At 62.0% G+C, this 25,015-nt stretch carries 22 protein-coding genes and 1 pseudogene; 9 read left to right on the top strand and 14 right to left on the bottom strand.

Features of this window, described 5'->3' with window-relative positions:
* Positions 1–634: 634 nt before the first annotated feature.
* The 3 genes and pseudogenes from EWE75_RS25660 to EWE75_RS25140 all read right to left on the bottom strand — a co-directional run.
* Positions 635–1,222, bottom strand: a pseudogene (locus EWE75_RS25660) (TonB-dependent receptor plug domain-containing protein); the annotation flags it as partial.
* Between the two features lie 451 nt (positions 1,223–1,673).
* Positions 1,674–3,473 carry a tannase/feruloyl esterase family alpha/beta hydrolase gene (locus EWE75_RS19590; protein ID WP_130159794.1) on the bottom strand — a complete coding sequence of 600 codons (1,800 nt, stop codon included), beginning with the start codon at positions 3,471–3,473 and terminating at the stop codon, positions 1,674–1,676.
* Positions 3,474–3,476: 3 nt separating this feature from the next.
* Positions 3,477–3,623 (bottom strand): hypothetical protein, encoded by a 147-nt coding sequence (locus tag EWE75_RS25140; protein WP_165388456.1) that lies wholly within the window; start codon positions 3,621–3,623, stop codon positions 3,477–3,479.
* Positions 3,624–4,277: 654 nt separating this feature from the next.
* Between EWE75_RS25140 and EWE75_RS19585 the strand changes: the two genes are divergently transcribed.
* A complete protein-coding gene (locus tag EWE75_RS19585; RefSeq protein ID WP_130159793.1) occupies positions 4,278–5,111 on the top strand; it encodes a shikimate dehydrogenase in 834 nt (277 codons plus the stop codon).
* A gap of 12 nt (positions 5,112–5,123) precedes the next feature.
* Here the strand turns inward: EWE75_RS19585 and EWE75_RS19580 are convergent, their stop codons facing one another.
* On the bottom strand, positions 5,124–5,591 hold the full coding sequence (locus EWE75_RS19580) for a MarR family winged helix-turn-helix transcriptional regulator (protein WP_130159792.1): 468 nt from the start codon (positions 5,589–5,591) through the stop codon (positions 5,124–5,126).
* A 180-nt stretch (positions 5,592–5,771) separates the two neighbouring features.
* Between EWE75_RS19580 and EWE75_RS19575 the strand changes: the two genes are divergently transcribed.
* The gene (locus EWE75_RS19575; RefSeq protein ID WP_206364820.1) at positions 5,772–7,085 is read left to right on the top strand and encodes an MFS transporter; all 1,314 of its coding nucleotides are present in this window, start codon (positions 5,772–5,774) and stop codon (positions 7,083–7,085) included.
* 259 nt (positions 7,086–7,344) lie between these two features.
* Here the strand turns inward: EWE75_RS19575 and EWE75_RS19570 are convergent, their stop codons facing one another.
* Together EWE75_RS19570 and EWE75_RS19565 are read right to left on the bottom strand one after the other, a co-directional pair.
* The gene (locus tag EWE75_RS19570) at positions 7,345–7,755 is read right to left on the bottom strand and encodes a sugar phosphate isomerase/epimerase family protein (RefSeq protein WP_231708460.1); all 411 of its coding nucleotides are present in this window, start codon (positions 7,753–7,755) and stop codon (positions 7,345–7,347) included.
* Between the two features lie 293 nt (positions 7,756–8,048).
* Positions 8,049–9,185, bottom strand: coding sequence for an alpha/beta hydrolase (locus tag EWE75_RS19565; protein WP_231708459.1), 1,137 nt, complete (start codon positions 9,183–9,185; stop codon positions 8,049–8,051).
* Positions 9,186–9,213: 28 nt separating this feature from the next.
* On the opposite strand from EWE75_RS19565, the gene EWE75_RS19560 reads away from it, so the two are divergent.
* The 3 genes from EWE75_RS19560 to EWE75_RS19550 all read left to right on the top strand — a co-directional run bounded on the left by EWE75_RS19560 (position 9,214) and on the right by EWE75_RS19550 (position 14,859).
* The gene (locus tag EWE75_RS19560; protein ID WP_130159791.1) at positions 9,214–9,867 is read left to right on the top strand and encodes a TetR/AcrR family transcriptional regulator; all 654 of its coding nucleotides are present in this window, start codon (positions 9,214–9,216) and stop codon (positions 9,865–9,867) included.
* 699 nt (positions 9,868–10,566) lie between these two features.
* The gene (locus tag EWE75_RS19555; protein ID WP_130159790.1) at positions 10,567–13,527 is read left to right on the top strand and encodes a TonB-dependent receptor domain-containing protein; all 2,961 of its coding nucleotides are present in this window, start codon (positions 10,567–10,569) and stop codon (positions 13,525–13,527) included.
* 123 nt (positions 13,528–13,650) lie between these two features.
* Positions 13,651–14,859 (top strand): dipeptidase, encoded by a 1,209-nt coding sequence (locus tag EWE75_RS19550; protein WP_130159789.1) that lies wholly within the window; start codon positions 13,651–13,653, stop codon positions 14,857–14,859.
* A 230-nt stretch (positions 14,860–15,089) separates the two neighbouring features.
* Here EWE75_RS19550 and EWE75_RS19545 read toward each other — a convergent pair whose 3' ends face one another.
* Genes EWE75_RS19545 through mdcA form a run of 7 tightly spaced genes read right to left on the bottom strand, consistent with a single transcriptional unit; the run spans position 15,090 to position 21,044 of the window.
* The gene (locus EWE75_RS19545) at positions 15,090–16,019 is read right to left on the bottom strand and encodes an acyltransferase domain-containing protein (RefSeq protein WP_130159788.1); all 930 of its coding nucleotides are present in this window, start codon (positions 16,017–16,019) and stop codon (positions 15,090–15,092) included.
* Positions 16,016–16,846 (bottom strand): triphosphoribosyl-dephospho-CoA synthase MdcB, encoded by an 831-nt coding sequence (gene mdcB / locus EWE75_RS19540; protein WP_130159787.1) that lies wholly within the window; start codon positions 16,844–16,846, stop codon positions 16,016–16,018. Before mdcB ends, EWE75_RS19545 begins: the two co-directional genes overlap by 4 nt.
* Positions 16,843–17,469 (bottom strand): malonate decarboxylase holo-[acyl-carrier-protein] synthase, encoded by a 627-nt coding sequence (gene mdcG, locus EWE75_RS19535; protein WP_130159786.1) that lies wholly within the window; start codon positions 17,467–17,469, stop codon positions 16,843–16,845. Before mdcG ends, mdcB begins: the two co-directional genes overlap by 4 nt.
* Positions 17,469–18,182 carry a biotin-independent malonate decarboxylase subunit gamma gene (locus tag EWE75_RS19530; RefSeq protein WP_130159785.1) on the bottom strand — a complete coding sequence of 238 codons (714 nt, stop codon included), beginning with the start codon at positions 18,180–18,182 and terminating at the stop codon, positions 17,469–17,471. The genes mdcG and EWE75_RS19530 overlap by 1 nt, the downstream gene beginning before the upstream one ends.
* On the bottom strand, positions 18,169–19,071 hold the full coding sequence (locus EWE75_RS19525) for a biotin-independent malonate decarboxylase subunit beta (protein ID WP_130159784.1): 903 nt from the start codon (positions 19,069–19,071) through the stop codon (positions 18,169–18,171). Before EWE75_RS19525 ends, EWE75_RS19530 begins: the two co-directional genes overlap by 14 nt.
* A complete protein-coding gene (mdcC, locus tag EWE75_RS19520; protein WP_130159783.1) occupies positions 19,068–19,385 on the bottom strand; it encodes a malonate decarboxylase acyl carrier protein in 318 nt (105 codons plus the stop codon). Before mdcC ends, EWE75_RS19525 begins: the two co-directional genes overlap by 4 nt.
* Before the next feature lie 12 nt (positions 19,386–19,397).
* A complete protein-coding gene (gene mdcA, locus EWE75_RS19515; protein WP_130159782.1) occupies positions 19,398–21,044 on the bottom strand; it encodes a malonate decarboxylase subunit alpha in 1,647 nt (548 codons plus the stop codon).
* Between the two features lie 168 nt (positions 21,045–21,212).
* Between mdcA and madL the strand changes: the two genes are divergently transcribed.
* The 4 genes from madL (at position 21,213) to EWE75_RS19495 (ending at position 23,460) form a co-directional block, all read left to right on the top strand.
* Positions 21,213–21,650 carry a malonate transporter subunit MadL gene (gene madL / locus EWE75_RS19510; RefSeq protein WP_130159781.1) on the top strand — a complete coding sequence of 146 codons (438 nt, stop codon included), beginning with the start codon at positions 21,213–21,215 and terminating at the stop codon, positions 21,648–21,650.
* A 10-nt stretch (positions 21,651–21,660) separates the two neighbouring features.
* Positions 21,661–22,425 (top strand): malonate transporter subunit MadM, encoded by a 765-nt coding sequence (gene madM, locus EWE75_RS19505; RefSeq protein ID WP_130159780.1) that lies wholly within the window; start codon positions 21,661–21,663, stop codon positions 22,423–22,425.
* Between the two features lie 4 nt (positions 22,426–22,429).
* On the top strand, positions 22,430–23,122 hold the full coding sequence (locus EWE75_RS19500; protein ID WP_130159779.1) for a GntR family transcriptional regulator: 693 nt from the start codon (positions 22,430–22,432) through the stop codon (positions 23,120–23,122).
* A 92-nt stretch (positions 23,123–23,214) separates the two neighbouring features.
* The gene (locus tag EWE75_RS19495; protein ID WP_130159778.1) at positions 23,215–23,460 is read left to right on the top strand and encodes a hypothetical protein; all 246 of its coding nucleotides are present in this window, start codon (positions 23,215–23,217) and stop codon (positions 23,458–23,460) included.
* 12 nt (positions 23,461–23,472) lie between these two features.
* Here EWE75_RS19495 and EWE75_RS19490 read toward each other — a convergent pair whose 3' ends face one another.
* On the bottom strand, positions 23,473–24,846 hold the full coding sequence (locus EWE75_RS19490) for a hypothetical protein (protein WP_130159777.1): 1,374 nt from the start codon (positions 24,844–24,846) through the stop codon (positions 23,473–23,475).
* Positions 24,847–25,015 lie beyond the last annotated feature (169 nt).

The raw sequence follows: 25,015 nt of genomic DNA, 5'->3' as shown, positions 1-25,015 counted from the left end.
GCTCCTATGACGACATCGTCGACCATTGCTGCGACGCCTGGAACAAGCTGGTCGACCAGCCCTGGAAGATCATGTCTATCGGCCTGCGTGATTGGGCTCGCGAGTTCTGATCAGTGAATCTTGGTATTACACGCCCAAAAGCCGAGTATCGGTCCTGGGGCGCGATAACCGTATTGTTGACGGCGGTAAACTCCGAAAGGCTTCCATTCACGAGTCCGTAGTTGCCGGGAACCTGCGCATTATACCCGCCGCGAATCGCATAGAGACTATTGTTGTCGTTAAACCCGAGCGCCGAACTGTTTGCGACAGTCCCGGTCGCGTACCCATACCTAGAGAACACTCCGTTCACAGCAGACTGAGTGGGCAAGTTGCTTCCGAACGATGCCGCCCCCCCTGCGATGTTGCCCGAAGGCGTCCCAAATTTATAGAATTCTCGAGCGTCTCCGAGAAGTTCGTCACGGTGCGTGTAGCTTAGGGTAAGCAACGCATTACCACGTCCGCCAGCGAAATCGGTTCCCGCCGCGATCGCCGCATCCTGCTGCGCTGCGTCGCCGCGATCGGAGAGGCGATATTGCGCGTCGGCCTCGACGCCATGAACACGCTGCCGTGTCTTGAAATTGACAACACCTGAAATTGCATCGGATCCGTAAACAGCGGAAGCACCGCCGCTGATTACTTCAACGCCCTGAAGAATATTATTCGGGATGATATTGACGTCAACTATGCCAAAGGCACTAGCGAGCGGCAATCGCCTGCCATCCAGAAGGATGAGATTCCGCTGCTCGCCGAGTCCCCGCAAGTTCAATGTGGCCCTGCCACCGCCACCACTCACGTTAGTGTTAGCGCCTTGCCCGGGCACGAACTGGGGCAACTCATTAAGAGCGTCTTCGATATTGACTTTGCCAGTCGCCTGGATCGCCTGAGCCGTTTGCGTAACGATTGGGCTAGAGGCTACATAGTCGCGCCGAGCGATGCGAGAGCCTGTCACCACGATTTCATCTGACTGCCGAGCGCCGGCTTGCGCCTCTGGCTCCTGCGCTGTCACGGGCACGCCGCCAGCGGTGGCCGCCGGCGGAGACACCGCCGAAGAATTCGGAGCCCCTCCAAGGGTACCCGGCGCGCCAGAGGCCCCCGCTGGAGTCGGCGCCTGCTGCGCTTGGACGGGTGCCGAGAGCACCGCGATTGCGCTTGCCGTGACCAAAAGCTGCTTACGATACCCCATGCTAACCTCCCCTAGAAGATGCAGCGGCGAGTCTGCTCACCGTCCGCTTGTCCATTTGTATGGACTAGTTCGTACCAACAATTGTTATACCAAGAAACAAAAAAAGCACGCGCCCTTTGAGAAAGTTTATTGCAGCCAATCGGCGGTGTGGAGAGCGCCGCCGGGAGCAGAGCACTGCCGCGCTCGCGCCCGAACGCCTGCGGCCGGATGCGCAGCCGCTCGGAAGGCTGGTGGCCCGCCAGATCTTTCTCCGACAATGCTGGGCGCTCGTACGGCGGGTCTGGATCATTGCCGATCAGCGCCAGGGCGGTCGCGACCGGCCCCAACGCCGCACTGGCGCCCTCCGATCGACTGACGGGGCAAGCGTTGACACGCTTGTGACGAGTACGTCAGTCGGCCCGAATTCGGAAACCTTCGTCGGCAACTAACATCTAGTCACAGCGTCCGTGTGTCAGCCGCAGGTGAAGGAAGCGGCGCGCTCCGGATCGCCGGCGGTATAGCGAGCCAGAAGCGGAAAAGCGCAAAGCGGGCGTGTGCGGCCGTTCCAGGCGGTAGTGGCACGGGCGGTCGCCACAAGCCGGTCGGGCGCCGTGCCGCGCTCCGTCCAGGCAACCAATGCCGAGAAATAATCGACTTGGTCCGTCGATGGGCCTCCACCCCCGTGATTCATGCCGGGAACCGCGAAAAGCCGCAGGAAGCGCGCGGCCTTGCCCTTCTCGAAGGCGTTCACCCGGTCGAACCACGCGATCGTATCCATGATCGAGAAAACCGGATCGCTGACACCATGAAAGACGAGCAGCTTGCCGCCGTGGCCGGTAAAGCCGCTCAGGTCGCGCGCATCCGCGTTCATGAAATCGACGCTCGACTCGTTGAATGGCCCCCATTTTCGCCGCGAAGCGGCTTCCGTCGCCGCCACATCCAGTCCCATCGCATAGCGGACATAGGACTTGGGGTCGTTCGGCACAGGCGTCGGCGGCGAAGTGAACACGGCCGACACGGTGCCAACCGCCAGCGTGACGTTGGCGGCATTGTTGGTCGGCGACGCGGCGCTGCCGATCTTCCATTGGCGCCAGCCGTTGAAATAGCCGTTCGAGGAGCGGCCCCCGATGCCGGCATCCCACGCCCATGGCGCATAGAGCAGCTTGCCGGCGCGATCGCGGGCGCCGTCGTAAACCCGAACGAGCGCCGCGACCTGTGCCGAATTGAGGCAGGAAGCCGATTTGTCGCCGCGACATGTCATACGCGCCAGCACAGGGCGCACCCGCGCCGTGGTGCAGCGGGTGAACGCGAAGATCATGCCGTCCTTCAGACCGTCGAGCTCATCGCACGCATCGAGCACGGCACCCGCGACCAGCGCCAAATCCTCGTCGGAAAAGGCCCGGTTGAGCAGGGGGAGGCCGTCGCTGCCGAGCGCGCCGGCCTCTCGGGCGACAGCGGCAAAGGCCTGGTTGTCCCACATCTCGCCTGCGGTGGCGGCGGTAGCGAGGCGAAACCCGGGATAGCCGGCGAGCACGCCATCGAACTCGCGGCCGAAGCGCTGCACGGCCATAAAAGCCTCCTGCCCGCCCTTGGAACCGCCTACGAAGTAGGAATAGGCCGCGGGCCGGCCGTAGTAAGCGTGGATGATCGCCTTGGCGGCCGTGGTCACCGTGCCAATGGAGGCATATCCATAATTGCGCCGCGCCTGCGCATCCCAACCAAAAGTGGCAGTGCCCTGCAACTTCGGATCGTTGTTGCGGGCATTGTCGTGGCCAGAGTCCTGGTTAACCACGGCATAGCCGCGATTGAGCGCCGTATCGGGCTGCGCTCCGAGAAGATTGCCTGTTCCCGCACCGACGATCCCATTAGAGCCGCCGCCGCCGCCGAAGAAGAACCGTCCGTTCCACTCGATTGGCAGGCGCATGTGGAAGCGGATCGCGTAGGCTTGACCGTTGGCACCCGCGCGATCCTGGAGCTTGCCGAACACCTCGCAATGCTGTGGCAGCGGCGGTCCGGGCTGGGCGCCGGGCCGTGGATCAACAGGGGCCGGGCCTGCGGCGACGAGGTGAGCCTGTTCCACCATGCCAGCGGGATCCCCCAGCGCAGCGCCCGGCAAATGGATAAGGGCGGCACAAGCCTGCACCGCCGTATCGCTGCTTGGCTGCGCGGCAACGGACTGCGCGCCGGCGGGCGCGGTACTGAGCATTGCGGCAAAGGATGAGATAACTACCAAGCGCATGGCACTTCCTTTCTCGACGATCAGCGGAGACATCGCTCAGACCTGCCCAAAACCGCGAACGCAAACGCGTACCGCCGATTCGACATTGGCTTGGCCGGATGCTGCAACGGTGACTTGCTCGACCGCAGCCAGCACTTGCGGCGCGATCGTCTGGGCTGGCGCGGCCTGCTGCGCGTCGGACATTCGACATGCCAAAAGCGCCATTATAGCCGCCGCCACGCCGAGGGCGCATCGAATCCGCATGAGAGGCCCTCCTCCAATGGCACAAGCGGCCAATTGTTATATCGCATTCCATTTTATTGAACGTGTCCGTACCGCTGTCAAGATGAGTGGGCACGACCAGGATCAATTCCGCTGAGATAACGGGGGTAGCCGCACCTGATCGTATAGCGGACGGGAACGCCCCGAATATATTGACAGGTACAAGTCCGTACCATAAGCGTTTGATTGCGGCCGATCGGAAACGCGGCGATCAGAGGCAGGATACGATGCAGAAGGTTTGTGTCTTTCCGTTTCATTTCTTCAACGTCGCTCGACATTAAAACTACGTATTTTCAATATATTATGCGGACTTCGCAATCCCGTAACGCTGCCACGGGGTCTAGCCGATACGAAAAGCCGGATGTTTTATTGACAGCTATTGACGAAAAAGCCGGGATGTCTTTTCAGCACGCAGCCGTCATCAATCTACCTCAGCTTCGGGCCTGACGATTTCCACTATTTACAAGAAAGTCGCTCGAATCCTGCAAATTTCCAGGCACTGACATAGATTGCTTGATCTAATTCCGCGTCACACACGCCACCCTCATTTGATTTTTGCGATCAGAAAGAAACAAAATGCTACATTCCGGCCTTATCGGCCGCTCAATAACCAAGTCTCGCTCTCCTTGGCTCCACGAGCAGGAGGCGCGGGCACAGGGGGTAGCGCTCAGCTACGAACTGATCGATTTCACGCAGCGTTCATTGGACGACGCCGCCCTACCATCGGTGATCCAGGACGTCAGCGACTGCGGGTTTGCCGGGTTCAACGTGACCTATCCGTTCAAGCAGCAGGTGATCGCATCGCTTGACGCGCTAGACGACAGCGCGCGCATCGTCGGCGCGGTCAACACTGTCGCGATCCGCGATGGGCGATTGATCGGATACAATACCGATATGTCGGGCTTTCGCCAGAGCGTGATCGAGGGTCTGGATGGCGCGCCGATGGACCGCGTCTTGCAACTGGGCGCGGGCGGTGCGGGTGCCGCAGTGGCAACCGCGTTGTTGTCGCTTGGGGTTGGGCGGCTCGACATCGCCGACATCGATATGGAGCGCGTCAGCGGGCTGGCCGCGATGCTTCGGGCGCGTTTCGGCGCGGAGAAGGTTGCAGTGCGTGCGCCGCACGACCGCGACACGGTTGAGATCGACGGCATCGTCAATGCAACCCCGGTCGGTCTGCGCTCCAACCCTGGCCTGCCGATCGATGCGGCGCGGATCGAACCACGCCATTGGGTCGCCGACATCGTCTATTTCCCCCTGGAAACCGAACTGCTCGGCGTTGCACGCACAAAGGGGTGCCGCACGTTGGATGGCAGCGGTATGGTCATCAACCAGGCGGCATCCGCGTTCGAAATCATCACGGGCATGGCGGCGGATCGCGACCGGATGCGTGCCAGCTTCTTTACGGCCTGAATCTCGGCGTTACTAACTGCGTTCTTTCGCTTCAATCCGCATCAACAGGCGGATCAGCCGGCCTCGTTCGTCATGCGCGAGATCGGACAGCATCTCCTCTTCATGCGCGCGGATGCGCTGAATGCATTCGGCCAGTATGTCTTGGCCGATCGGGCTGAGACGGAGGGCGAAGGCGCGGCGGTCGTCTTTCGCCACTTCGCGCTCGACCAGGTTCAGTTCGACCAGCTCATTGATCAATGCGACCATGTTGGCGCGTTGTATTCCCAGACTGCGGCCAACCATGCCTTGGTTGATATCCGGATTGGCGGCGACGACGGACAGGACGCCGAACAGCACCTGCCGCATACCCGTCCCCTCCAGCACGCGGGCGAAATCGGCGGCGAAGGCTGCGGATGCACGCCGCAGATGATAGCCGGCGAGATCGGTGAGCACGCCCAACTCCACGCCGTCGTCCGGCCTCTCTTCCTGCAGGTTTGCCATAATCGTCGTGTCCCCTGCGTTCGTATCCCGCGCCGTCGCGGCAAACCGTTGCCGAATGGAGCGCGAGCAATCAAGGCGCGATAACGACAGTACGAATCCAGCACAGCGATGAAGCGATTGACGGAACGAACTAGTTCGTATTTAACTATCTGCAATAATAGATAAGGAAGGGGAAGCGACGTGTCGCACACCGACGTTAGCAGCCCTTCGCCCGACGCGCTTGCTGCGCCCTTGCCTGCCACGCAGGTTCGTTTCGGCATGCTGGGCCTGATCGCGACAGGTACGCTGATCAACTATCTCGACCGCACGATCCTAGGCATCGCCGCGCCGTCGCTGACCAGAGAACTCGGCATCAACGCTGCGCTGATGGGCGTGGTGTTCTCCGCCTTCAGTTGGACGTACGCCGCGTCGCAAGTGCCGGGCGGCGCGTTTCTCGACCGGTTCGGTACGCGACTGACCTATTTCCTGTCGGTTGGGTTCTGGTCGTTCTTCACCCTGCTGCACGCGCTGGTCGGCGGGATCACGTCGCTGCTTGGACTGCGACTGTTGCTAGGGATGGCGGAGAGCCCCTGCTTCCCGGCGAACAGTCGCGTCGTGGCGACTTGGTTCCCGCGTCAGGAGCGCGCATTCGCGACCGGCGTGTATACGGTCGGCGAATATATCGGCCTCGCCTTCCTAAGCCCGATCCTGTTCGCGATGATGGCGACGTTTGGCTGGCGGTCGCTATTCATCGGCGCGGGCGTGCTCGGATTGGCCTTCGCGGTCGTCTGGTGGGCGAGATATCGTGAGCCGCGCGAGAGCCACGCCAATGCCGCCGAACTGGCCGAGATTGTCGCCGGTGGTGGACTGACCGACCAGCCGGTGCGGCAGGCGTTCGACTGGCGCGCGGCAGGCCAGATGCTGCGGCGGCGGCAGATGTGGGGCATCTGCCTCGGCCAATTCGCGGGCAACGCGACGCTCGTTTTTTTCCTGACCTGGTTTCCGACCTATCTCGCGACCGAGCGGCACATGGACTGGATGCAGATCGGCTTCTTCGCCGTCATGCCGTTCATCGCCGCTTCCGTCGGCGTGCTATTCGGCGGATGGTGGTCGGACCGGATGCTGCGCCAAGGCAAGTCGCCCAACGTCGCGCGCAAGCTGCCGATCACCCTGGGCCTGTTACTGGCAACGACGATCGTGTCGGCCAATTTCGTCGATGACAACCGCGTGGTGATCGCAATCCTGAGCCTCGCCTTCTTCGCACAGGGGATGGCGGCGCTCGGCTGGACGTTGGTGTCGGACATCGCGCCGGAGGGTATGCTGGGCGTCACGGGCGGCGTGTTCAACCTTGCGGCGAACCTGGCCGGGATCGTCACGCCGATCATCATCGGGGCGATCGTGGCAACGACAGGCAGTTTCTTCTACGCGCTGGCATTCATCGGCTGCATCGCGCTAATGGGCGCGCTGTCGTACATCTTCGTTCTCGGCAACGTTGAACGGATCGTCATCGATTGAGCAGGGTCGATCGCGGCGGTCAGTCGGGCGTCTCGGGGGCGCGGAACCGGCTGTGCGCGGCGAGGCGGATCGGGGCGTTGGGCGCCCCCTAACCCTCATATCCGCCGATACGTTCGACGAATTCGAAAAGAAAGTCTTGGCGAAGGCGCGGCTGTAGATCTGGCGGAACCGGCGGCCAGGTGCCTCCTCGTCGATCAGCATGTCGTTCGCTCGCATTCCGGTGTCCTGCGCATCGTCCAGCCCGAATTTAACTGCGGCATCATCGTGATAATTGGACGGGACGGGCATGCGGGCGATGCCGTGCGCGGCCAGCAGGATGCCGATCGGCCGCCTTGACGATCTTCCATGCGACGCGGTGATCGTTGACGTGGACGCCCCAGGCCAGTGCCTCATAGCCGACGAGGATATTGTAGCCCGCAGCCAGATCGCCCAGTTCGCGCAGGTCAGCGACGATGCGACCGCGATCGGGCGAAGCGTACGGCGAGCAGTTCGAACAGAGCAGAATTCGGTCGCAACCCAGTTCGCGCATCACGTCGAACTTCTGCGCTATCCGCACGAAGGCACGATACCGATACGGGTCGGGCATGCCTTCGAGATCGCGGAACGGCTGATACAAGACGCACGCCAGGCCGAGTTCGTCGAGCAACGCCCTCACCTCGCCCGGCGTCATTGCGGATGCGACGAAATCAGCGTCGAAAATTTCCGGCCTCGGCAGCGGCCCGTAACTTGCCCTCCAGCGTGCCGCTCAGCGAAACCGTTGCGATGGCATTGATCACGGTTTTCCCCTGAGGCATCGGCCCAATCGGGCACGACCGCGAGGCGCTTGGTCTGAAATCCAAGCCACAATTCGCGTCCGCAATCCATCCGATCGCGCGGCTTTCAGGGGCAGCTAAACGAGACGCGGCGAAGCGCCGTTCAACATCGCTAACGCCCGATCATCGCGGTGACGGGGACGCCGCCGCTTCATTCGTTCGATACCCTGAGCTTTGCGTGAAAGAAGTCGAAAGTTGCGTTGGTCGCACGCAGCGTTGCCGCCCGGGTGATTTCCGCAGTCTTGCCGATGAAGCTGTGATTGACGCCGGGAATATAGATCGATTCAACCGGGACGCCTGCCTTCTTAAACGCCGCCTCGCCCAAATGCGATTGCACGACCGGCACGACCTGGTCGTCATCGCCGTGGATGAGCAAGAAAGGCGGATCCTTCGCGTCGATATACGTCACTGGACTGACCGCGCGAACCTTATCCTGCGGGCAGGTCTTGCCGCAGCCGAGCAACTTCCCGCCCGCGGCATTGCCATCCCGCGCCGCGGCCATACTCGCAAAATCATACACGCCGTACCACGTCACCGCCGCCTGCGCACAGCCATCATCCGCGGATGCCGGGTCCAGCGCCGTGTTGCGGCACGTCACCGCAGTCAGCGCGGCAAGATGCCCGCCGGCCGAGCCACCCCACACGCCGACCCGCTTGGGATCGATTCGATAGTCGTCGGCATGCGCCCGCAGAAAGCGCAGCGCGGCGTTCGAATCCTGCAACTGCGCCGGGAATGGCGCCTCGTTCGACAGGCGATATTCGAGACTGGCGACCGTGAAGCCCTCCGCCGCCAGCGACGCGAGCACCTTAGGGAAATCGGCGAGTGCGCCCGAATGGCGCGTATGTCCACCCATCCAGCCGCCGCCGTGAATGAACATGACCAGCGGATGCGGTCCCGGTGTCGCGGGAACGTAGATATCGACGACCTGTGGACGAAAGCCAGGATTGGTCTGGTAGACGATGTCGCGATACGCCTTCACGCCGCCCGGAAAGGCGACGGGCACCACCGGAAAATTGTCCTCCAGCACCGGGGTCGTGGCGACCGGAAAAACCCGCGGGGCACGCTGCGCAGAGACCGGGATGGCAAACAACACCGTGGCGATCGCAACGCCGGTTGTGATGGATATTTTCAACGCAGCCCTCCTGAGGCGGACATCAGACGTGCCGATGTATGCCGCATCATGACCGACCGGCGTAAGAACGCAATATCGTAGGAACGAGTTCGTTCCATTATTTTTCAGTTGCCTTCCCTCCTTTCTCCTACCGTAGATACGATCTTGCGCTTCCACACCGTGCGTGCGTCTCAAGGAGATAGTATTGGCCGCCCCAGACAAGCTTGCACGTCGCAGCCGTGCAGAGACCCGCCAGGAAGCGATCAATGAATTGGTCGATATCGCGACGACGGAATTCGTCGAAAAAGGCTTGGCGGGTGCGCGGATCGACGAGATTGCGGGGAAGTCGACCAAGCGGAAAATCTATTATTATTTCGGCGGGAAGGACGAATTGTACCGCGCCGTGCTGGAGCGCGCCTATCGCCGTGTTAGATCGAGCGAAAGCAGCGTGGACGTGACGTTCGGGACCGCGGCCGAGGCACTACGGCGGCTGATCGAACACGATGTCCGTTATCACTCCGAACATCCCGAACTCGTCCGGCTGGTCATGAACGAGAACATCCACCGCGCCGACCATCTCCGCCAGATCGACGGACTCCGCAACGACAATCGTCAGGTGATCGACCTGCTCGCCGCGATCGTCGCAAGGGGTGAGGCCGAAGGCATTTTCCGCAGCGGGATCGACCCAGTCGAACTGCACATGAACATGACCGCGCTAGCGTTTTACAACGTCTCCAACCAGTTCACCTTCAGTCACAATTTCGGAATCGATATGACGAGTCCGTCCGCCGTAGCGCGCCGCGCCAGCCAGGTCGCGGATATCATCCTTGCGTGGATCAAGCTCAAACCGGCCCGATAGCCAGGCCTCCAATTATATTGACAGGTACAAGTTCGTACCATAATCGCTCTAATCGTGACCGATGGTAAACACGGCGATCAGGGGTAGGATGCGATGCAGAAGGTCTGCGCTTTCCGTTTCAGGTGCTGGCACACCTATTCTGCGCCGCAAAAATTGCGATCCCATTGCGCATGCGTCGATCCCGAGCCGTCTACGTCGATAGAACACGCGTTCAAACCTCTGACGCGATTCCAGCACTTGCGAGACGCTGGCACGGGTCGGAGCCGAGCCAGCGCGCGGGACGTCGTCGCGATATCCGTTCACGTCCAGACCGAAGCGCCTTTGCGGCATGCAACCCGCATCCGTCAGTGTCGGCGACCGATAGCGACCAGACCGCTCCAGTCTGGCGGAACGCCAAGCGCTGAATAAAATTAACGACATCGCTGCAATATATTCCAGATTATCAATCCAAAATTGAATTCCGGATATGTTAAGTGATGCATACCGGCGTTATTGGCCGCTTTATTTCCATCGAAAACAGCGCGGCCATCTGTCTGGCAATCTGACCTGATATAAATCTATAACGCTTACTTATTTCAGCGAATCAAGCGGGCACGATTATTATAAATCAGCCATATCCCCGCATGACATATAGAAATATATTTAATCACATAACGACGTACATATAGATTTCGAACAATATACCGGGGAGTACTTGAAATGGCGATGATCCGTTCGGAACCAAATCGCAAAAGCAAATCCTTTCTGCGACTGTCCAGTGCTAGTACATTCGCGATGGCCACGTTTTTGGCTATCCCAAGCCCGATTTCGGCTCAGCAATCGCCGGTTCCGCCAGCGGGCACGGATGCGGCGCCGGCGAAAGAAGCCGACGCCTCGACAGAGATCGTGGTCACGGGATCCCGTATCGCCCGGCGAGACTACGTCGCATCCAGCCCTATCGTGACGCAAAACCAGGAGAGCATCGAGGCCACCGGCAGGGTCAACATTGAATCCGCAATGAACCAGTTGCCGCAATTCGTGCCGGCTGAAGGGGAAACATCAAATCCGTTGGGTGGCGGGGGGCGTGCCACCCTGGATCTTCGCGGACTGGGCCCCTCGCGGACGCTTGTACTGCTGGACGGGCGTCGATTGCCAACCTCGAGCGCATTCAACGTCGTCGACGTCAACATCATCCCCAACGCACTGGTCGAGAGCGTAGAGGTCATCAGTGGCGGCGCTTCGGCCGTTTACGGCTCGGACGCCATCGCCGGCGTCGTCAATTTCAAAACGCGGAAGCGAATGAATGGGATTGAACTCGATGCGCAATCCGGCATCTCCGACAAAGGCGATGCAGCCCAGTACAACGCCTCCATCACTGCGGGCACCAGCTTTGCGAATGGCCGCGGTTCGATCATGGCCTCCGGCAGCTATACCCGACGCGACGAACTACTCGGCAGGGATCGCAGGTTTTACGATCTTGCCGTCCCATCGGGAAATTTCCCCGGCAGCGTGGTCAATTTCGGTGCCAATCGACCGAGCCAAGCGGTCGTCGATCGGGTATTTGGCAGCTATGGCGTCGCCGCCGGCTCCGTTCCGACAACCTCGATCTTGAGTTTCAACGATGATGGCACCTTGTTGGCCCGGGTAAATGGAATAAATTCCAAGCTCGGCGCTGGATACGGGCTGGCTGCGGGAAGCCTCGTCCAATATTCTGCCGCCGAAAATACCATTGTTTCGGCTCAAGACCGTTATTCCGGCTTCGGTCGAGCAAGCTTCGATGTGTCTCCGAACATAACAGCGTACGCGCAGGTACTGTATACGTTTAGCCGTAGCGAGAATGCCACAAATTACCCAACCTTTATTCCAAACGGGACAGCGCCGACAACCAACCCGTTCATCCCGCAAGATCTGCGGACGATTCTTGCATCGCGCGCCCAGCCCAATGCTCCGTTCATTATCGGCAAGCGTTTTGTCGAAACGCCCAAGCGCTACTATGTTAACCCATTCCATGAATTTCAGGCACTTGCCGGGATCCGCGGGAATCTTGGCTCAGATACGACATTTGATATCTACGCGTCCCACGGGCGAACGACAATCAACGAGGAATTGACGAGCGCCGTGCAGTTGTCGCGCGTTCAGGAGCTACTCAACGCACCCGACGGCGGCCGATCGATCTGCGCGGGGGGATACAATCCCTTCGGCGTCGCCAACTCTCTGGCGACCTCAGCCGCGTGCGTCGATTATATCACGACGCCGCTGTTCAGCCGGACGGTGGTCGATCAGGATGTCATCGAAGGAAGCGTCTCGGGAAAGCTGTTCAAGCTTCCGGCAGGCGACATCCGCTACTCCTTGTCGGCAGGGTATCGCAAAAACCGTTACGACTTCCGTCCCGATGTGCTCTTTGCGCCCATTCCCGGACGAACGAACGCAGATCTCGCGAATACGCAGCCGTCTTTTCCTACCTCGGGTTCGACGAGCGTAAAAGAAATCGCGGGCGAGCTCTTGGTGCCGGTGCTCAAGGATTCCTTTGTCGCCGAATCCTTGAACCTAAGCCTCGGCTATCGTTATTCGAAGTACCAGTACGGCGGGGGCGTCTCGACATATAAGGCGGAAGCGGACTGGACCATACGGCCGGGATTTCTGCTTAGAGGTGGATTTGAGCACGCCATTCGCGCGCCCAACGTTGGCGAATTGTTCAGTGCTCCGACCGGCGTCCAGGTCACGATCGGCGTGGCCCCCACCAGCGGCGACCCCTGCGATTCCCGTTATACAAATCGGACCACCGCCATCAGAACCCTGTGCCTTGCCACAGGATTCCCGGCGGGTGCGCTCGACGGCTTTGTCAACTCAGCAAACGTTGTGAGCACAACCGTAACGGGTAATAAAGACCTGCAGCCTGAAGTCGCCGAGACGTATACTGCCGGTGTGGTTTTATCTCCGAAATTTAGCCATCCGCTATTTGCACATCTTACTTTGTCGGTCGATTATTACAACATAAGTGTCGACAAGGCCATCTCCGTGCTTCCCGCCAGCTCCGTTATCAACAAATGCTTTAACCTTGATGGATCCAATCCCAATTACGATCCTTCGAATATCTTTTGTTCGCTTATGCAACGCGATCGTCTTTCTGGATCGCTGACCAATATCAACACTCCGTATTTCAACCTGGGGGGATTCAAGACAAGTGGCATAGACATTCAGTTCGACGCGCGTTGGAACCTGTCCGATCTTGGTATCGCCGAGAATGCTGGGACGCTTACTCTGAATACCGTTGCAACCAGGCTATCGAAGTTTGAAGTCCAACTCCTTCGTGATCAACCCGTCCAAGATTTCGCCGGAACGATCGGAAACGGATTTTTCCCGCGCTGGCGCGCGCTGACATCCCTCACATACGCGCGTGGGGGGTTCAGCATCGGTGGGCGTTGGAGGCATTACGCGTCCTTGAAAAATTCCACCTCTGTGACCGCACCTGCAAGTCCGTCAGCGGGAACGGTATCTTATGACGTATTTGACCTCGTAACGCGGGCGCGAGTTACGTCACACATCGAATTCCGCGGCGGTATTAATAATGTCGCGGACCAATCGCCTTTGATCGTGGGTGGCCAAGCGGGAACCACCGACGCTTCGGTCTATGATATTATTGGAAGGTCGTTCTATTTGGGGGCGAAAGTTACCTTTTAAGGTATTTGAGTTTTCAAAATTCCCTCTCCATGAGGAGAATATGTCCACTAATGGACAGGGAATAGATCGTTGCACGCGTCATAGCTGCTATAGTCGTTGACCCAGCATAAGGGAAACTTGAGTATGTCCACGACAGGTTCGATTTCCCGCCGAACCATCATAGCGGCGTTGGCAGGCATGGGCGGGACGACGCTGTTGTCGCCGCGATCTGCAGTTGCGACCGCCGATCCGCAGGATCCTCGCGTCTCGAGGATTATTTCGGAAAATATCACCATCGATATGCACAACCATATCGGGCAGCCGATCTTTTCCGGGCACGATAACAGACCAAGCGAAAGCCGGGCAAATGCCGATGATATCGATCTGGTCGGCGAGATGCGCCGGGCCGGGTTGACGGCAGCATGTCTAACGTCGTTTGTGGATCTCTACCTCACGCCACAGGCTGACGATTGGTATCGATATCACCTCGAAATTTTCGATTACATCGATCGCGTGATCGAGATGAACAAGATTCGGCGTGCGCTGACGTCAGCGGATCTTCGGGCTGCTCATGTTTCGAAATTTCCAACGATAGTCCAGAGTTCCGAAGGCGTTCAATGGATCGGGGGTGATCTTCGCAGGGTTGCGGAAGCATATCGCCGAGGCCTTCGACACTTGCAGCTCTTTCATCAGCGACACGATACCCACCAGCCACTGGGAGGCATACAGCAATTGCTTCCATCTGGGGCCATGCAGCCAACCCCCAGCGCCGAACCGACCGGAATAACGCCGTTCGGATTGGAGGTGGTCGGAGAATGCAACAAACTGGGGATTTTGGTCGACTTGGCCCATGCCAGTGAACAATCGGTGCTGGATGTGGTCAAGACCTCGCATCATCCCCTGCTCTGCTCCCACACCGCTTTGGACACGCCTAACGCGAGATCGGCGGATCTCTATACGGCAAATCCGGGTTTAAGGTCTCGGTTGGTGAGCACGGCGTACGCGCGTGCGGTCGCGGAAACCGGCGGAATCATGGGAGTCTGGCGCATATTTCCCACGCTGAAAGCGTATGTTTTAGGGATCAAGGAGATGGTCGACGTGGTCGGTATCGATCATACCGGCATTGGCACTGACACTGTCATTGCCCCGCCGCCCTCTAATTCTGCCATCTCCGCACGCCAGCCTCGCACAAACGCCATTTGGCCCGACCAACGTGCGGGATTTGTTTATGCCCTGATCGAGGAGATGTTAGTCCAAGGGTTTACCGAGGCCGACATAGGAAAAATCGTCGGTGGGAACTACGTTCGTGTCTTTGGCGAAATCACGAAGAACGGGGTGGTTTCTGCCGTTTGAGCGCAAGAAGGATGCTTGAGGATATCCCCTGAGCACGCGCTTGTATCCGTTCGCACGCCGCTTGCATCAGTTGAACATTCGTCACGGCAGATGCCGAGTATATTTTTCCGCTGGATCGCGGAGCGTGGCACCGACAACGCCCGCATCGAACCGCTGACATGACCGTACAGCGTTTCGGGACTAGGGGCGGCCCGCGTTCATCGGCACCCGGACCGGCGGCGCGATATCGTTCACCGATCGTAGCGCGGGCCGAGCGCTATCCACGCCGCAATCCCGTCCAGGGTACGAAAGTCATCCACGCTACGCGCCTCAAGCATAGGATAGGCAGCGCGCGCCATGTCGGCGAGCGCCGTTCCCGGGCCGAGTTCGAGCACCCGCCGGACGCCGCGTTCGATCAGCGCCTCTAACGTCGCAGCCCAGTCGATCGTGGTATCGATCTGTGCCGCAAGGCCGGGCACACTGCGGCCCCCGCTTACGACCGACGCATCGGCCACGCCGATGAGCGTGCGGCTCGGATACGGCCGTCCCGGCGCAGAGGACTCCAACGCCGCGCGAAACGGCGCGACAGCGCGCGACAGGCGAGGCGTGTGCGAGGCGACCCGCACGGCGATCGGTTGGGCGGCGACCGCGCCGGCCTCGATCGCCGCATGACAACAGCGTTCGACCTGAGCGCGCTCACCACCCAGCACGATCAGCCGATCCGGGTTGACGATCGCGATGGCGCAATCGAACTGCTCCGCCAGGGTCGCTACTTGGTCGCGCGGAAGACCGCGCACGAAGCCCATACCGTCATCGGCGCCGCCCGCCGCGTCCATGGTTTCAGCGCGAACAGCGGTCAGTTCCAACGTCCGTTGCGCAGACCAGATGCCGGCGACGCCCCATGCGGTCATCTCGCCGACGCTATAGCCCGCCACCAGCATCCGCTCGATGGGCGGAAGGCACGCGGCGGCGGCTAGTCCACGCGCGACGCACAGGATCTGGCTTGTCCGGTTCGCAAACAAGACCGCGTCATCGGTGGTGTGCAGGAGGGTACGCGCGTCGATGCCCAGCAACGCGCCCGCCTCAGCTAGGATCGGTGCTGCGGCGGCGTGATCGACGAACAGGTCGAACATGGCGCGATTCTGGCGCCCCTGCCCCGAACACAGCAGCGCGAGGCTCATTCACAGGCCTCGACGAACACCGCCATCGCCAGCAGGTCTGCGCAACCTCCCGGGCTCAGCCTACGCGCGACGAACGCCCTGTGGATGGCGATTGCACGCGCGCGCCAGTCCGGGGCGCCCACGCCCCCGGCATCCAGAAACGCCCGTGCCTGCGCCTGTGCGAATACCAGTCCGGCCGCGCCCCCGCGATAGAGGAGATTGGTGTCGTCCACCGCCGCGATCAGCGCCATCAGCGCGTGGACGCGCTGTGCCTCCGCGTCCGCCGCCAAATGACGCGCCGCCGCCAGTGCCGGCATCGCGATGCCATAGAGTGATGGGAAGCCGGCTGCTGCCTCCGCGCGGGCCCCACCGATCGCATGACGGCGTGCGACGACGCTGCCGTGGCTATGCAGCGGCACCGGTCCGCGCATGATTTCGGCACCCCAGCGATGCGCGACGACGGCTCCCAACGTGCCGACCATGCCGTAGCGCGTCCGAAATCCGGCTGCCGCACAGAGCAACCCCATCCCGAAGATCGCGCCACGATGCGTATTCACGCCGCCCGTCGCGGCCATCATCGCCCGTTCCGCATCGATGCCGATCGCGCGCAGCCGGTCCGTTCCCCCGCCCCGCGCCCCCGCGTCCGCCAGCCCGGCGAAGAACGGCTGCAGCGCATCGGCACTGCGGTTCATCAACGCCGCGTCCATGTCGTCATGCGCACCGGAATCGACCGGGCTGACGAGGCCGGGCTTGGGATAGGCCGCTATCTCGAGCTTGAGGCAAGCGGTCGCGGCGTGACCAAGGTCCTCGCCCGACACGACCGGCACTGAACTGACGAGCGCCGTCATGCGAACACCGCCGCACGGGTGAGCATGCGGTTGCCATCGGTCGTCTTGACCAACACTTCGGATGCCTCCGACATCCACTCGCGCCACTGGATTGCGTAGCCGGATGGCGTGATGAACTCACCGTCCAGCCGCATCGGCGCCGTGATATCAACCTCCAAAATGGGTGCCAGCCGTGCGGTGTCGTCCGCATCCGCCACATGCCACAAAAGATCAAGGTCCGACGTCAGGGACAGATACGCCAGACCAGTCAGGTGCATCCAGGCGAGGCTACCGAAGCACCGCGTTTCAGGATCGAGCGCGACGATCTTGGCGATCGTCTGTCGCCACTCCATCGGCGCCTGTTCGGCAGCATCGGCGAGCAGAGGTGGCGGGCCGTCCGACAGGATCGCATCGGGCGGCACGGCGAATGCGAGGCGTCGCTTGCCGAGCGAGGGCGGCAACGGAAGCCCGAGCGGTACAAAACCGGCTTTGTCATCGCACAGCGGACGCCGCGCTATGAGCGGCCACCCTGCGGCAGCCCAGCCCGCCACCTCGGGAATGTCCCGCGAGGCGGGATGTGCCGCGAGGACGTCCGGCCAACGCGACGGATCGAGATGGACCAGTCGGTGCCGATCGAGGCGCATCAGCGACCTGCGACCGCGAGGATCTCGCTCGCGACCGCCGCCGCCTTGGTCCGCCCGTGCTGCGCCGAACCGAACGTCGCGCGGTCGTCGCCCGCTCGCGGGGTCGCCAGCAGCGCCGTCAGCTGTTCGCTCAGACTCCGCCCGGCGTCCCAGACTTCTGCGATGCCGCCGACGCGGACCAGATTGTCGAGTCCGGGTGCGAAGACAGGCGTTGCCTTCGCCTTCTCCTCCAGAACAGGGATTGGCAGCTTGGTCACACGCGCCATCGATGGCAGGTCCATAACCTCGGGATGCGCGCCGGGCAGCGCGACGAGTGTACCGCACGCGAGCGCGGTCGCGATGAACGCGCCCGCAGCACTGCCGCCATAGAGTAGTCCGATCGTGCGATGTCCGCGCGCTTCGGCCAGTAGCAGCGACTTGGCGAGGTGAGCGAGATATTCGCTGAGGCCCAGCAGTTCATCGCGGCGGCTCATCCGCTGGCTGGCGGTATCGACGAGGAACAGGATCGGCGCGGCGTCGTCAATCGAGGTGATCTCGAGCACTGCGGCGGACAGGCGGATCGCTTGGTCGATGCCGATCGGCGCGCGACCGGTCGCGCCGATGACGTGCACGGTGCCACTTTCCAGCATTCCACGACCGAACAGCAGGTCGATCTCCGCCGTCACGGCATGGCCAGCCGGGAACAGCGAGTCGAGGATCTCAGCGGGCGTCATCGGCACGCTCCCGATATGTGTCGGCAAGCGTGGCGAAACCGGTGGCGGGCATGTCGGGGATCGCCCACGGATCGTCAATCCCGAGCAACTGCCAGATGTCGGTCGCATCGCTTGCCTCGCCGAACCGTGTGATGCGCCGCTCCAGCCGCGCCTGTTCGGCCGCAAGCGTGTTCCCGTCGAGTTTCGGCGCACGCGCCAGTGCAGCGCGCGTAGCATCGCGGAACGCCATGGTATCATCCTCGACGAAAACGTCCGCGCCGCCGATAAGCGTGCGGTGCTTGCCGCCCATCGTTCGCCAGACGAAGCTGCGGTCGCGCGAATCGAATTCCTCGACGCCCTTGTTGGTCTCGATCACTTCGGGGCCGGTGACGCTGATGCGGCCTTGTTCCGACACGATCAGCGTCGAACAGCACCCGGCGATCAACCCGCCGCCGCCATAGCAGCCGGCGCGACCACCGATCAGCCCGACCACGCGCACGCCGGCCATCCGCGCCTCGACCACCCCGCGCATGATCTCCGCGATCGCAATCTCGCCGGCATTCGCTTCCTGCAGGCGTACGCCACCAGTATCGAAAGCGATAACCACGTCGCGCGCTACGGCCTTCGCCGCACGAAGCAGCCCTGTCAGCTTGGCGCCATGCACCTCGCCGACCGCACCGCCCATGAAGCGACCTTCCTGCGCGGCGACGAACACAGGCGTGCCGCCGATCGCACCGCAACCTACGACAATGCCGTCGTCGAACTGCGTGGGCAGGTCGAAGATGCTTAGATGGGGGCTGATCTCGCGGCGTTCTGGGCCAATGAACTCGGCGAAGCTCGCCGGATCGACCAAAGCCGCGATCCGCTCGCGTGCGCCGGCCTCGTACCAGCTCTGGCGCGTGTTGCTCATGCCTCGGGCTCCTCGATCATCCGCACGCCCTGCGCGAGCCGCAGCGACACCGTGTCGGGTCTTGCGCCGCCGTCGTTGATTGCGATGCGCAGCCCCCCTGCGGCGCGGCGCGCGACGAAGTCCTCGGCGACTGCCGTCCACAGATCGCGAAAGCCGTGCGCCGCGGTGCTGATCTCGATCGCGCAACGATCGGGCGCGTCGCTGCGCTCAACCAGTACCTCTAGATTGCCCGACGCGACAACGCCGACCAAAGCCATCGCCCGCGTTCCACCCGCCGATGTCGGCGCGGCGATATCGAAATGGAGAATTTCCATGGGATCCGTCTCCTACCAGTTCCGAAACCGGCTCGGCGGCCGGTAGAGCCCACCTGAGGCGAGCATGAGGTCCTTGATCGAACGCGCCGCCAGCATGTTACGGTTCGCATCGAGCGGATCGATGCCGAGATCTTCGGGGCGCTGAATAATCTTTCGCGCGCGCAAGCGCTCGAGCATCGTCTTGTCGCGGCCCCGACCGATCTCGGTGAAGCCAGCCACGCCGCGGATCGCCTGTTCGCGCTCGTCGGCGTTGCGGCACAGCAGCAGGTTCGCGATGCCTTCCTCGGTCACGATATGCGTGGTGTCATCGGCATAGACCATGACCGGCGCGAGATCGAGATCGAGCTTTTCGGCCAGCTCGAGCGCGCTTAGCTTTTCGACGAACAGCGGGGCGTTGCCCTCACCGAACGTCTCGCCGATCTGTACGACGAGTTTGCGGCCGCGGCGGAGCGGCGCCGGCGTGTCGGGATCAGCCTCGGCGCCCGCTTGCAGCCACGGTGCGCTCGGATGTCGCCGCCCGCGCGCGTCCGATCCCATATTGGGCGCGCCGCCGAAGCCGGCGATGCGGTTCGCGGTGATTGTCGAGCTGTGCCCCGACAGGTCGATCTGCAGCGTCGACCCGATGAACATGTCGCACGCATACAGCCCTGCGGTCTGGCTGAAGGCGCGATTCGAACGCAGCGATCCGTCGGGGCCCGTGAAGAAGATGTCGGGCCGCGCGGCGAGGTAATCCTCCATGCCGACCTCGGATCCGAAGCAGTGTACCTGCTCGACCCACCCCGCTTCGATCGCCGGGATCAACGTCGGATGCGGGTTGAGCGCCCAGTGCGTGCAGATCTTGCCCTTGAGTCCTAGTTTCTCGCCATAAGTCGGCAGCAACAATTCGATCGCTGCGGTGTTGAAGCCGATGCCGTGGTTCAGCCGTCGCACGCCATAGGGCTCGTAAAGCCCCTTGATCGCCATCATCGCGGTCAGGATCTGCGTCTCGGTCATCGCGGCGGGGTCGCGCGTGAACAGCGGCTCGACATAGAAAGGCCGCCCGGCGTCGAGCACGAAATGCACCTGGTCGCCAGGGATGTCGACGCGCGGCAGCGTATCGACGATCTCCCCCACCTGCGCGATCACGAGCCCGCTGCCGAAGCTCGTCGCCTCGACCACCGTCGGCGTGTCCTCGGTATTGGGCCCGGTATAGAGATTGCCGTGGCGATCCGCGCTGACCGCCGCAATCAGTGCGACCTGCGGCGTGAGATCGACGAAATACCGCGCGAAGAGTTCGAGATAGGTGTGGATCGCACCGAGCTCGATCTTGCCGCCGAACAGCATTCTCGCAATCCGCGCCGATTGCGGTCCCGAATAGGAGAAATCTAGCCGCTTCGCGATGCCGCTATCGAAGATGTCGAGATGCTCAGGGAGCACGACGCCCGACTGCACCATGTGCAAGTCGTGTATCCGCGCCGGGTCCATGTCGGCCAGCCCGCGCGCAAGCACGTCGGCCTGTTTCTGGTTGTCGCCCTCAATGCAGACGCGGTCGCCCGGCCGCAGCACGGCTTCGAGAAAATCGACGAGGTGCTTCGGATCGATCGCCTTGGCGTTCGCGAAAACGCCACCGGCCGCGATCCGCTCCTCGCGCAACGCTTTGCGCGTATTCCATTGCCGCATCGCATCGCCTCCTGACGCTCATTCTTGTTCGTCGTGTTGTATCCTTTATTGCCTAACACGCAAGCATGTGCATACGTAGAGCCTAATACGGCGCAAGATCGAATACATCAGAGGATATACCATGGGGTTCTCCGTACCCGCCTTCCGCTCTGTCCAGGGCCACGGCGCATGATCGCCGGCGTCGCTTTACTCGCGATCTGCACGCTGATCGGGCAACTGCTCGGCGAGGGCCTCGGCTTGCTGCTGGGCGTCCAAGCCAATGTTGGCGGAGTCGGCATTGCGATGATTCTGCTGATCGCTGCGCGAATGTGGATAAAGACGCGCGGGCGATACGATGAAGGCCTGTCACGCGGGATTGGGTTCTGGGCCGCACTTTACATCCCGATCGTCGTTGCGATGGCGGCGCAACAAGACGTCGTAGCCGCAGTCGAGGGTGGGCCGATCGTGCTGATCGCGGGCGTGGGCGCACTGCTCCTGTGCTTCAGCGCGGTCGCGTTGATCAGCCGCCTGTCCGGCAAGGCCGAGACGATGGACGAGATCGAGGCGCGAGAAGCCCGCGAGGCCGAGATCGCCATCCACCCCGCCACCCACGCTCTCCAGCGTTGAGGGCGGATCCATGGATATGATCATCAAGGTCTTGACCGCAAATGCGCTTGTCACCGCATTCGCGGTCATCGGCATCGTCATGTGGCTATCGAACCAATTGTCCGCGAAGCTCACGATGGGCCGCGTCCATGGTTCGGCGATCGCGATCGTCATCGGCCTGGCCCTCGCCTTCTGGGGCGGAATCGAGACCGGCGGGCACAAGGGGCTCGCCGACCTACCGATGCTCGCAGGCATCGGGCTGATGGGCGGCGCGATGCTGCGCGACTTCGCAATCGTCGCGACCGCCTGCGAGGTCGATGTGGAACAGGCGAAGAAGGCGGGGCTGATCGGCATCGTCGCGCTGTTGCTCGGCACCATCCTGCCGTTCATCGTCGGCGCGCTCGTCGCCTCCGCGTTCGGCTATACCGATGCAGTATCGATGACGACGATCGGCGCGGGCGCGGTCACCTATATCGTCGGCCCCGTCACCGGGGCCGCGATCGGCGCCAGTTCACCCGTCATCGCGCTGTCGATCGCGACCGGCGTGTTCAAGGCGGTGATGGTGATGGTCGGGACACCATTGGTCGCGGGGCTCATTGGCCTGAACAACCCGCGCAGCGCGATGGTGTTCGGCGGGCTGATGGGTACGGTCAGCGGCGTCTCTGGCGGGCTCGCAGCCACCGATCGCCGGCTGGTGCCGTACGGCGCGCTGACGGCGACCTTCCACACAGGGCTCGGTTGCCTGGTCGCGCCGTCGATCCTGTACCTGATTGTCCGCGCGATCGTCGGAGGTTGAGCACGTGGCGGATAGCGATCCCGACGTCACCGGTCTGCTCTCCGACCGGATCCGCAACGCGCTGACCGATGCCATCTCTTCCGGTGAACTGGCGCCCGGAACCACGCTCGACGAGCAGCAGCTCGCGGCCCGCTACGGCGTCTCGCGCACCCCGGTCCGCGATGCACTACGCCAGTTGGCGAGCAGCGGTATGGTTGAGGTCCGCCCGCGCCGCGGCGTCATCGTGCGCCGCATCACTGGGGATGAGGTGATGGACATGTTCGAGACAATGGCCGAGCTGGAGGCCACCTGCGTCCGACTCGCCACCTATCGTATCACTCCGCTCGAACGCAGCCGGCTGCTACGCGTCCACGAGGCGAGTGAAGCTGCGGTCGAAAGCGGCGATGTCGACGCCTATGACGCGCTGAACCGCGAGTTCCATGAGGCGATCTACCGCGCCGCACACAACGATTTCCTTGCCGAACAGACGATGGCGGTGCGTACGCGGCTCAACGCTTTCCGCCGCATGCAGCTTCGCCAGGCGCGCCGCCTTGCGAGTTCGCGCGCCGAACACGACGCGGTGATGCGCGCGATCGCGCAAGGCGATGGCGACGAAGCCGCGCGTCGGATGCGCGCGCACATGCTCAACGCTGCCAGCGCGCTCGACAGCTATATTGCGCACCAAGGCGCCGCACTTTCCAACCGCTCAAAGCCCTGAAGCATTCTCGACCTTTGCGGAACTCACGACCGATTTACATTCGTTCGAGCCGAGACGACAAGACATGGCAGGCCCGCCTCTGGATCGATGGCGTGGTCCGTTGCTCCACGGGCGGGCAGAAGACGGCTGACTCCGTTTCCTTGAGTGGCGCTCTCAACCGGCCTGCCGGCACCTATGTCGCCGACCTTCAGTCCGCGAATGATTCATCGGTTTCGACGGGCGATCGCGCGTCGATCGGAATGGACCCGCAGCCCTTCATTGAGCTCGACGAGGAGCCGCCGATCGGTTTCGATATGACCCACCGAGTGATCGACGGCGCCGTCGTTTCAATCACCTGAGCCGGGACCACCTCAGTTGGTGATCCGCCACAGCCGCATACAGGCCGCCGCGCCCCAGGCGGTCAGGTTCGCTTGATAATTGAGCTCGAAGCGCATGTTCTTGGCCGCGTCGATTGCCGCCCGCGCTTCGCTCAAATACCGGTCGTCCTGGGTCAGCTCGTACGCCTGCAGCATGACATAAGCGTAGATTCCGCCGACATCGGTCTGACCGAGTCCATCGTCATTGCGCGCTTCGACGATGACGGAAAAATCACCGACCTTGAACTGGATCGGCCAGGCATAATCGAAATGATGCGCCACCTTGATTGCGTAATCGAGCGAGGAGGTGAACAGCCTTTTGGCGTGCGCGTCGCCATCGACTGCCAAGCGCCCGAGATTGAGGAGCGGATGGTAGAGATACCAGCTATCGACGGCGTTCTTGTCCTTGTCCTTGCCGACATTGGGCAGATACCGACGCATCGTCTGGAGCTTCCTGTCACGGAACTTCCCAAGGCCAGCACGGAACTCGGACTCGATCGGGATCGGCTCCTTCCTCCAAACCGCATAATCGCGCAACGCCGTGATCAGCGACATCTGTACCATGATGTCGGGATATTCGGTGTCCGTGTAGGGGTGGGCATAGCGGTGACCGTAGTGGCGGACGGTCGCCTCAGGAGCGGTATCGAGATCTCGCAGCGACCGGTCGGCGCGCGCGACCCAGTCGCGATACTCGGTGGCAGGCAGATCTAGCTGCCGATAGGCTGCGCCCAGCATCTGCACGAACCGCAACCCATTGTCCTGCTCGTCGGCCGCCACATCATCATGGAAGACGATCAGCGCGTCGGACAGAATTGTGTCCCTGCCCTGCGGCAACGGCTCGGTCGGCGGCGTACCGCTTTGCGGCGGCGTCGGCGGTAGATATCCCAGTTCCGGCCACTCGCCGCCGACTGCGCCATCGGGTGTAGTCTTGGTCGACAGAAAATAGTCCGACAGGGCCGTGAAATTCTGGAAATAAAGCACGCTGCCGAAGGCGGGCCGATCGATGTGGAAGAAGGAGACCCCAGTGTTGAGGCCCCGCTGCGCGGCCTCGACACGGCCTTCGGCACGAAGCGGGTCGTCATTTTCGCCCAATGGATAAAGATCGCGAGGCAGAAACGGGATCAGCAACCTGGTTGCCGGCTTGAGCGCCACCGTGATGCGAAGAACCGCGAGATCAGGCGCCGAATACGAGAAAGTGACCGTTTGCGATCCGATTGCGCTTTCTATGTCGAGACGAAGCGCGTCTCCCGCATCGGCGCGGCGGCGCTTGATCCTGGTGGCCCCGCCGGGCAGGTGGGCGGCGCGGACAGCGAGCCCGCCCTTGCCGGGGCGCCGTATGACAGCCCAGAGCGCTTCGCGTCCTTCCAAAATCTCAAGATCCCGTCCCGGGAGCGGGAGCGTTGCGACGCTCCGCATCCCGCCTTGGCTCAGCTCGGCGCGCAGAACCAGAACCTGGGCACTCACGCCGGGCAATGTTGCTGCAAGAGACTGGACCTTCCCCATCGGCTCCCCACGTTCCTGCGAAATGACGTGCCAC

The organism is Sphingomonas populi (assembly GCF_004208535.1).
Classification (GTDB): Bacteria; Pseudomonadota; Alphaproteobacteria; order Sphingomonadales; family Sphingomonadaceae; genus Sphingomonas; species Sphingomonas populi.
The sequence above is the reverse complement of the archived record's forward strand: the minus strand, read 5'-3'. Positions and strand labels throughout refer to the sequence as shown.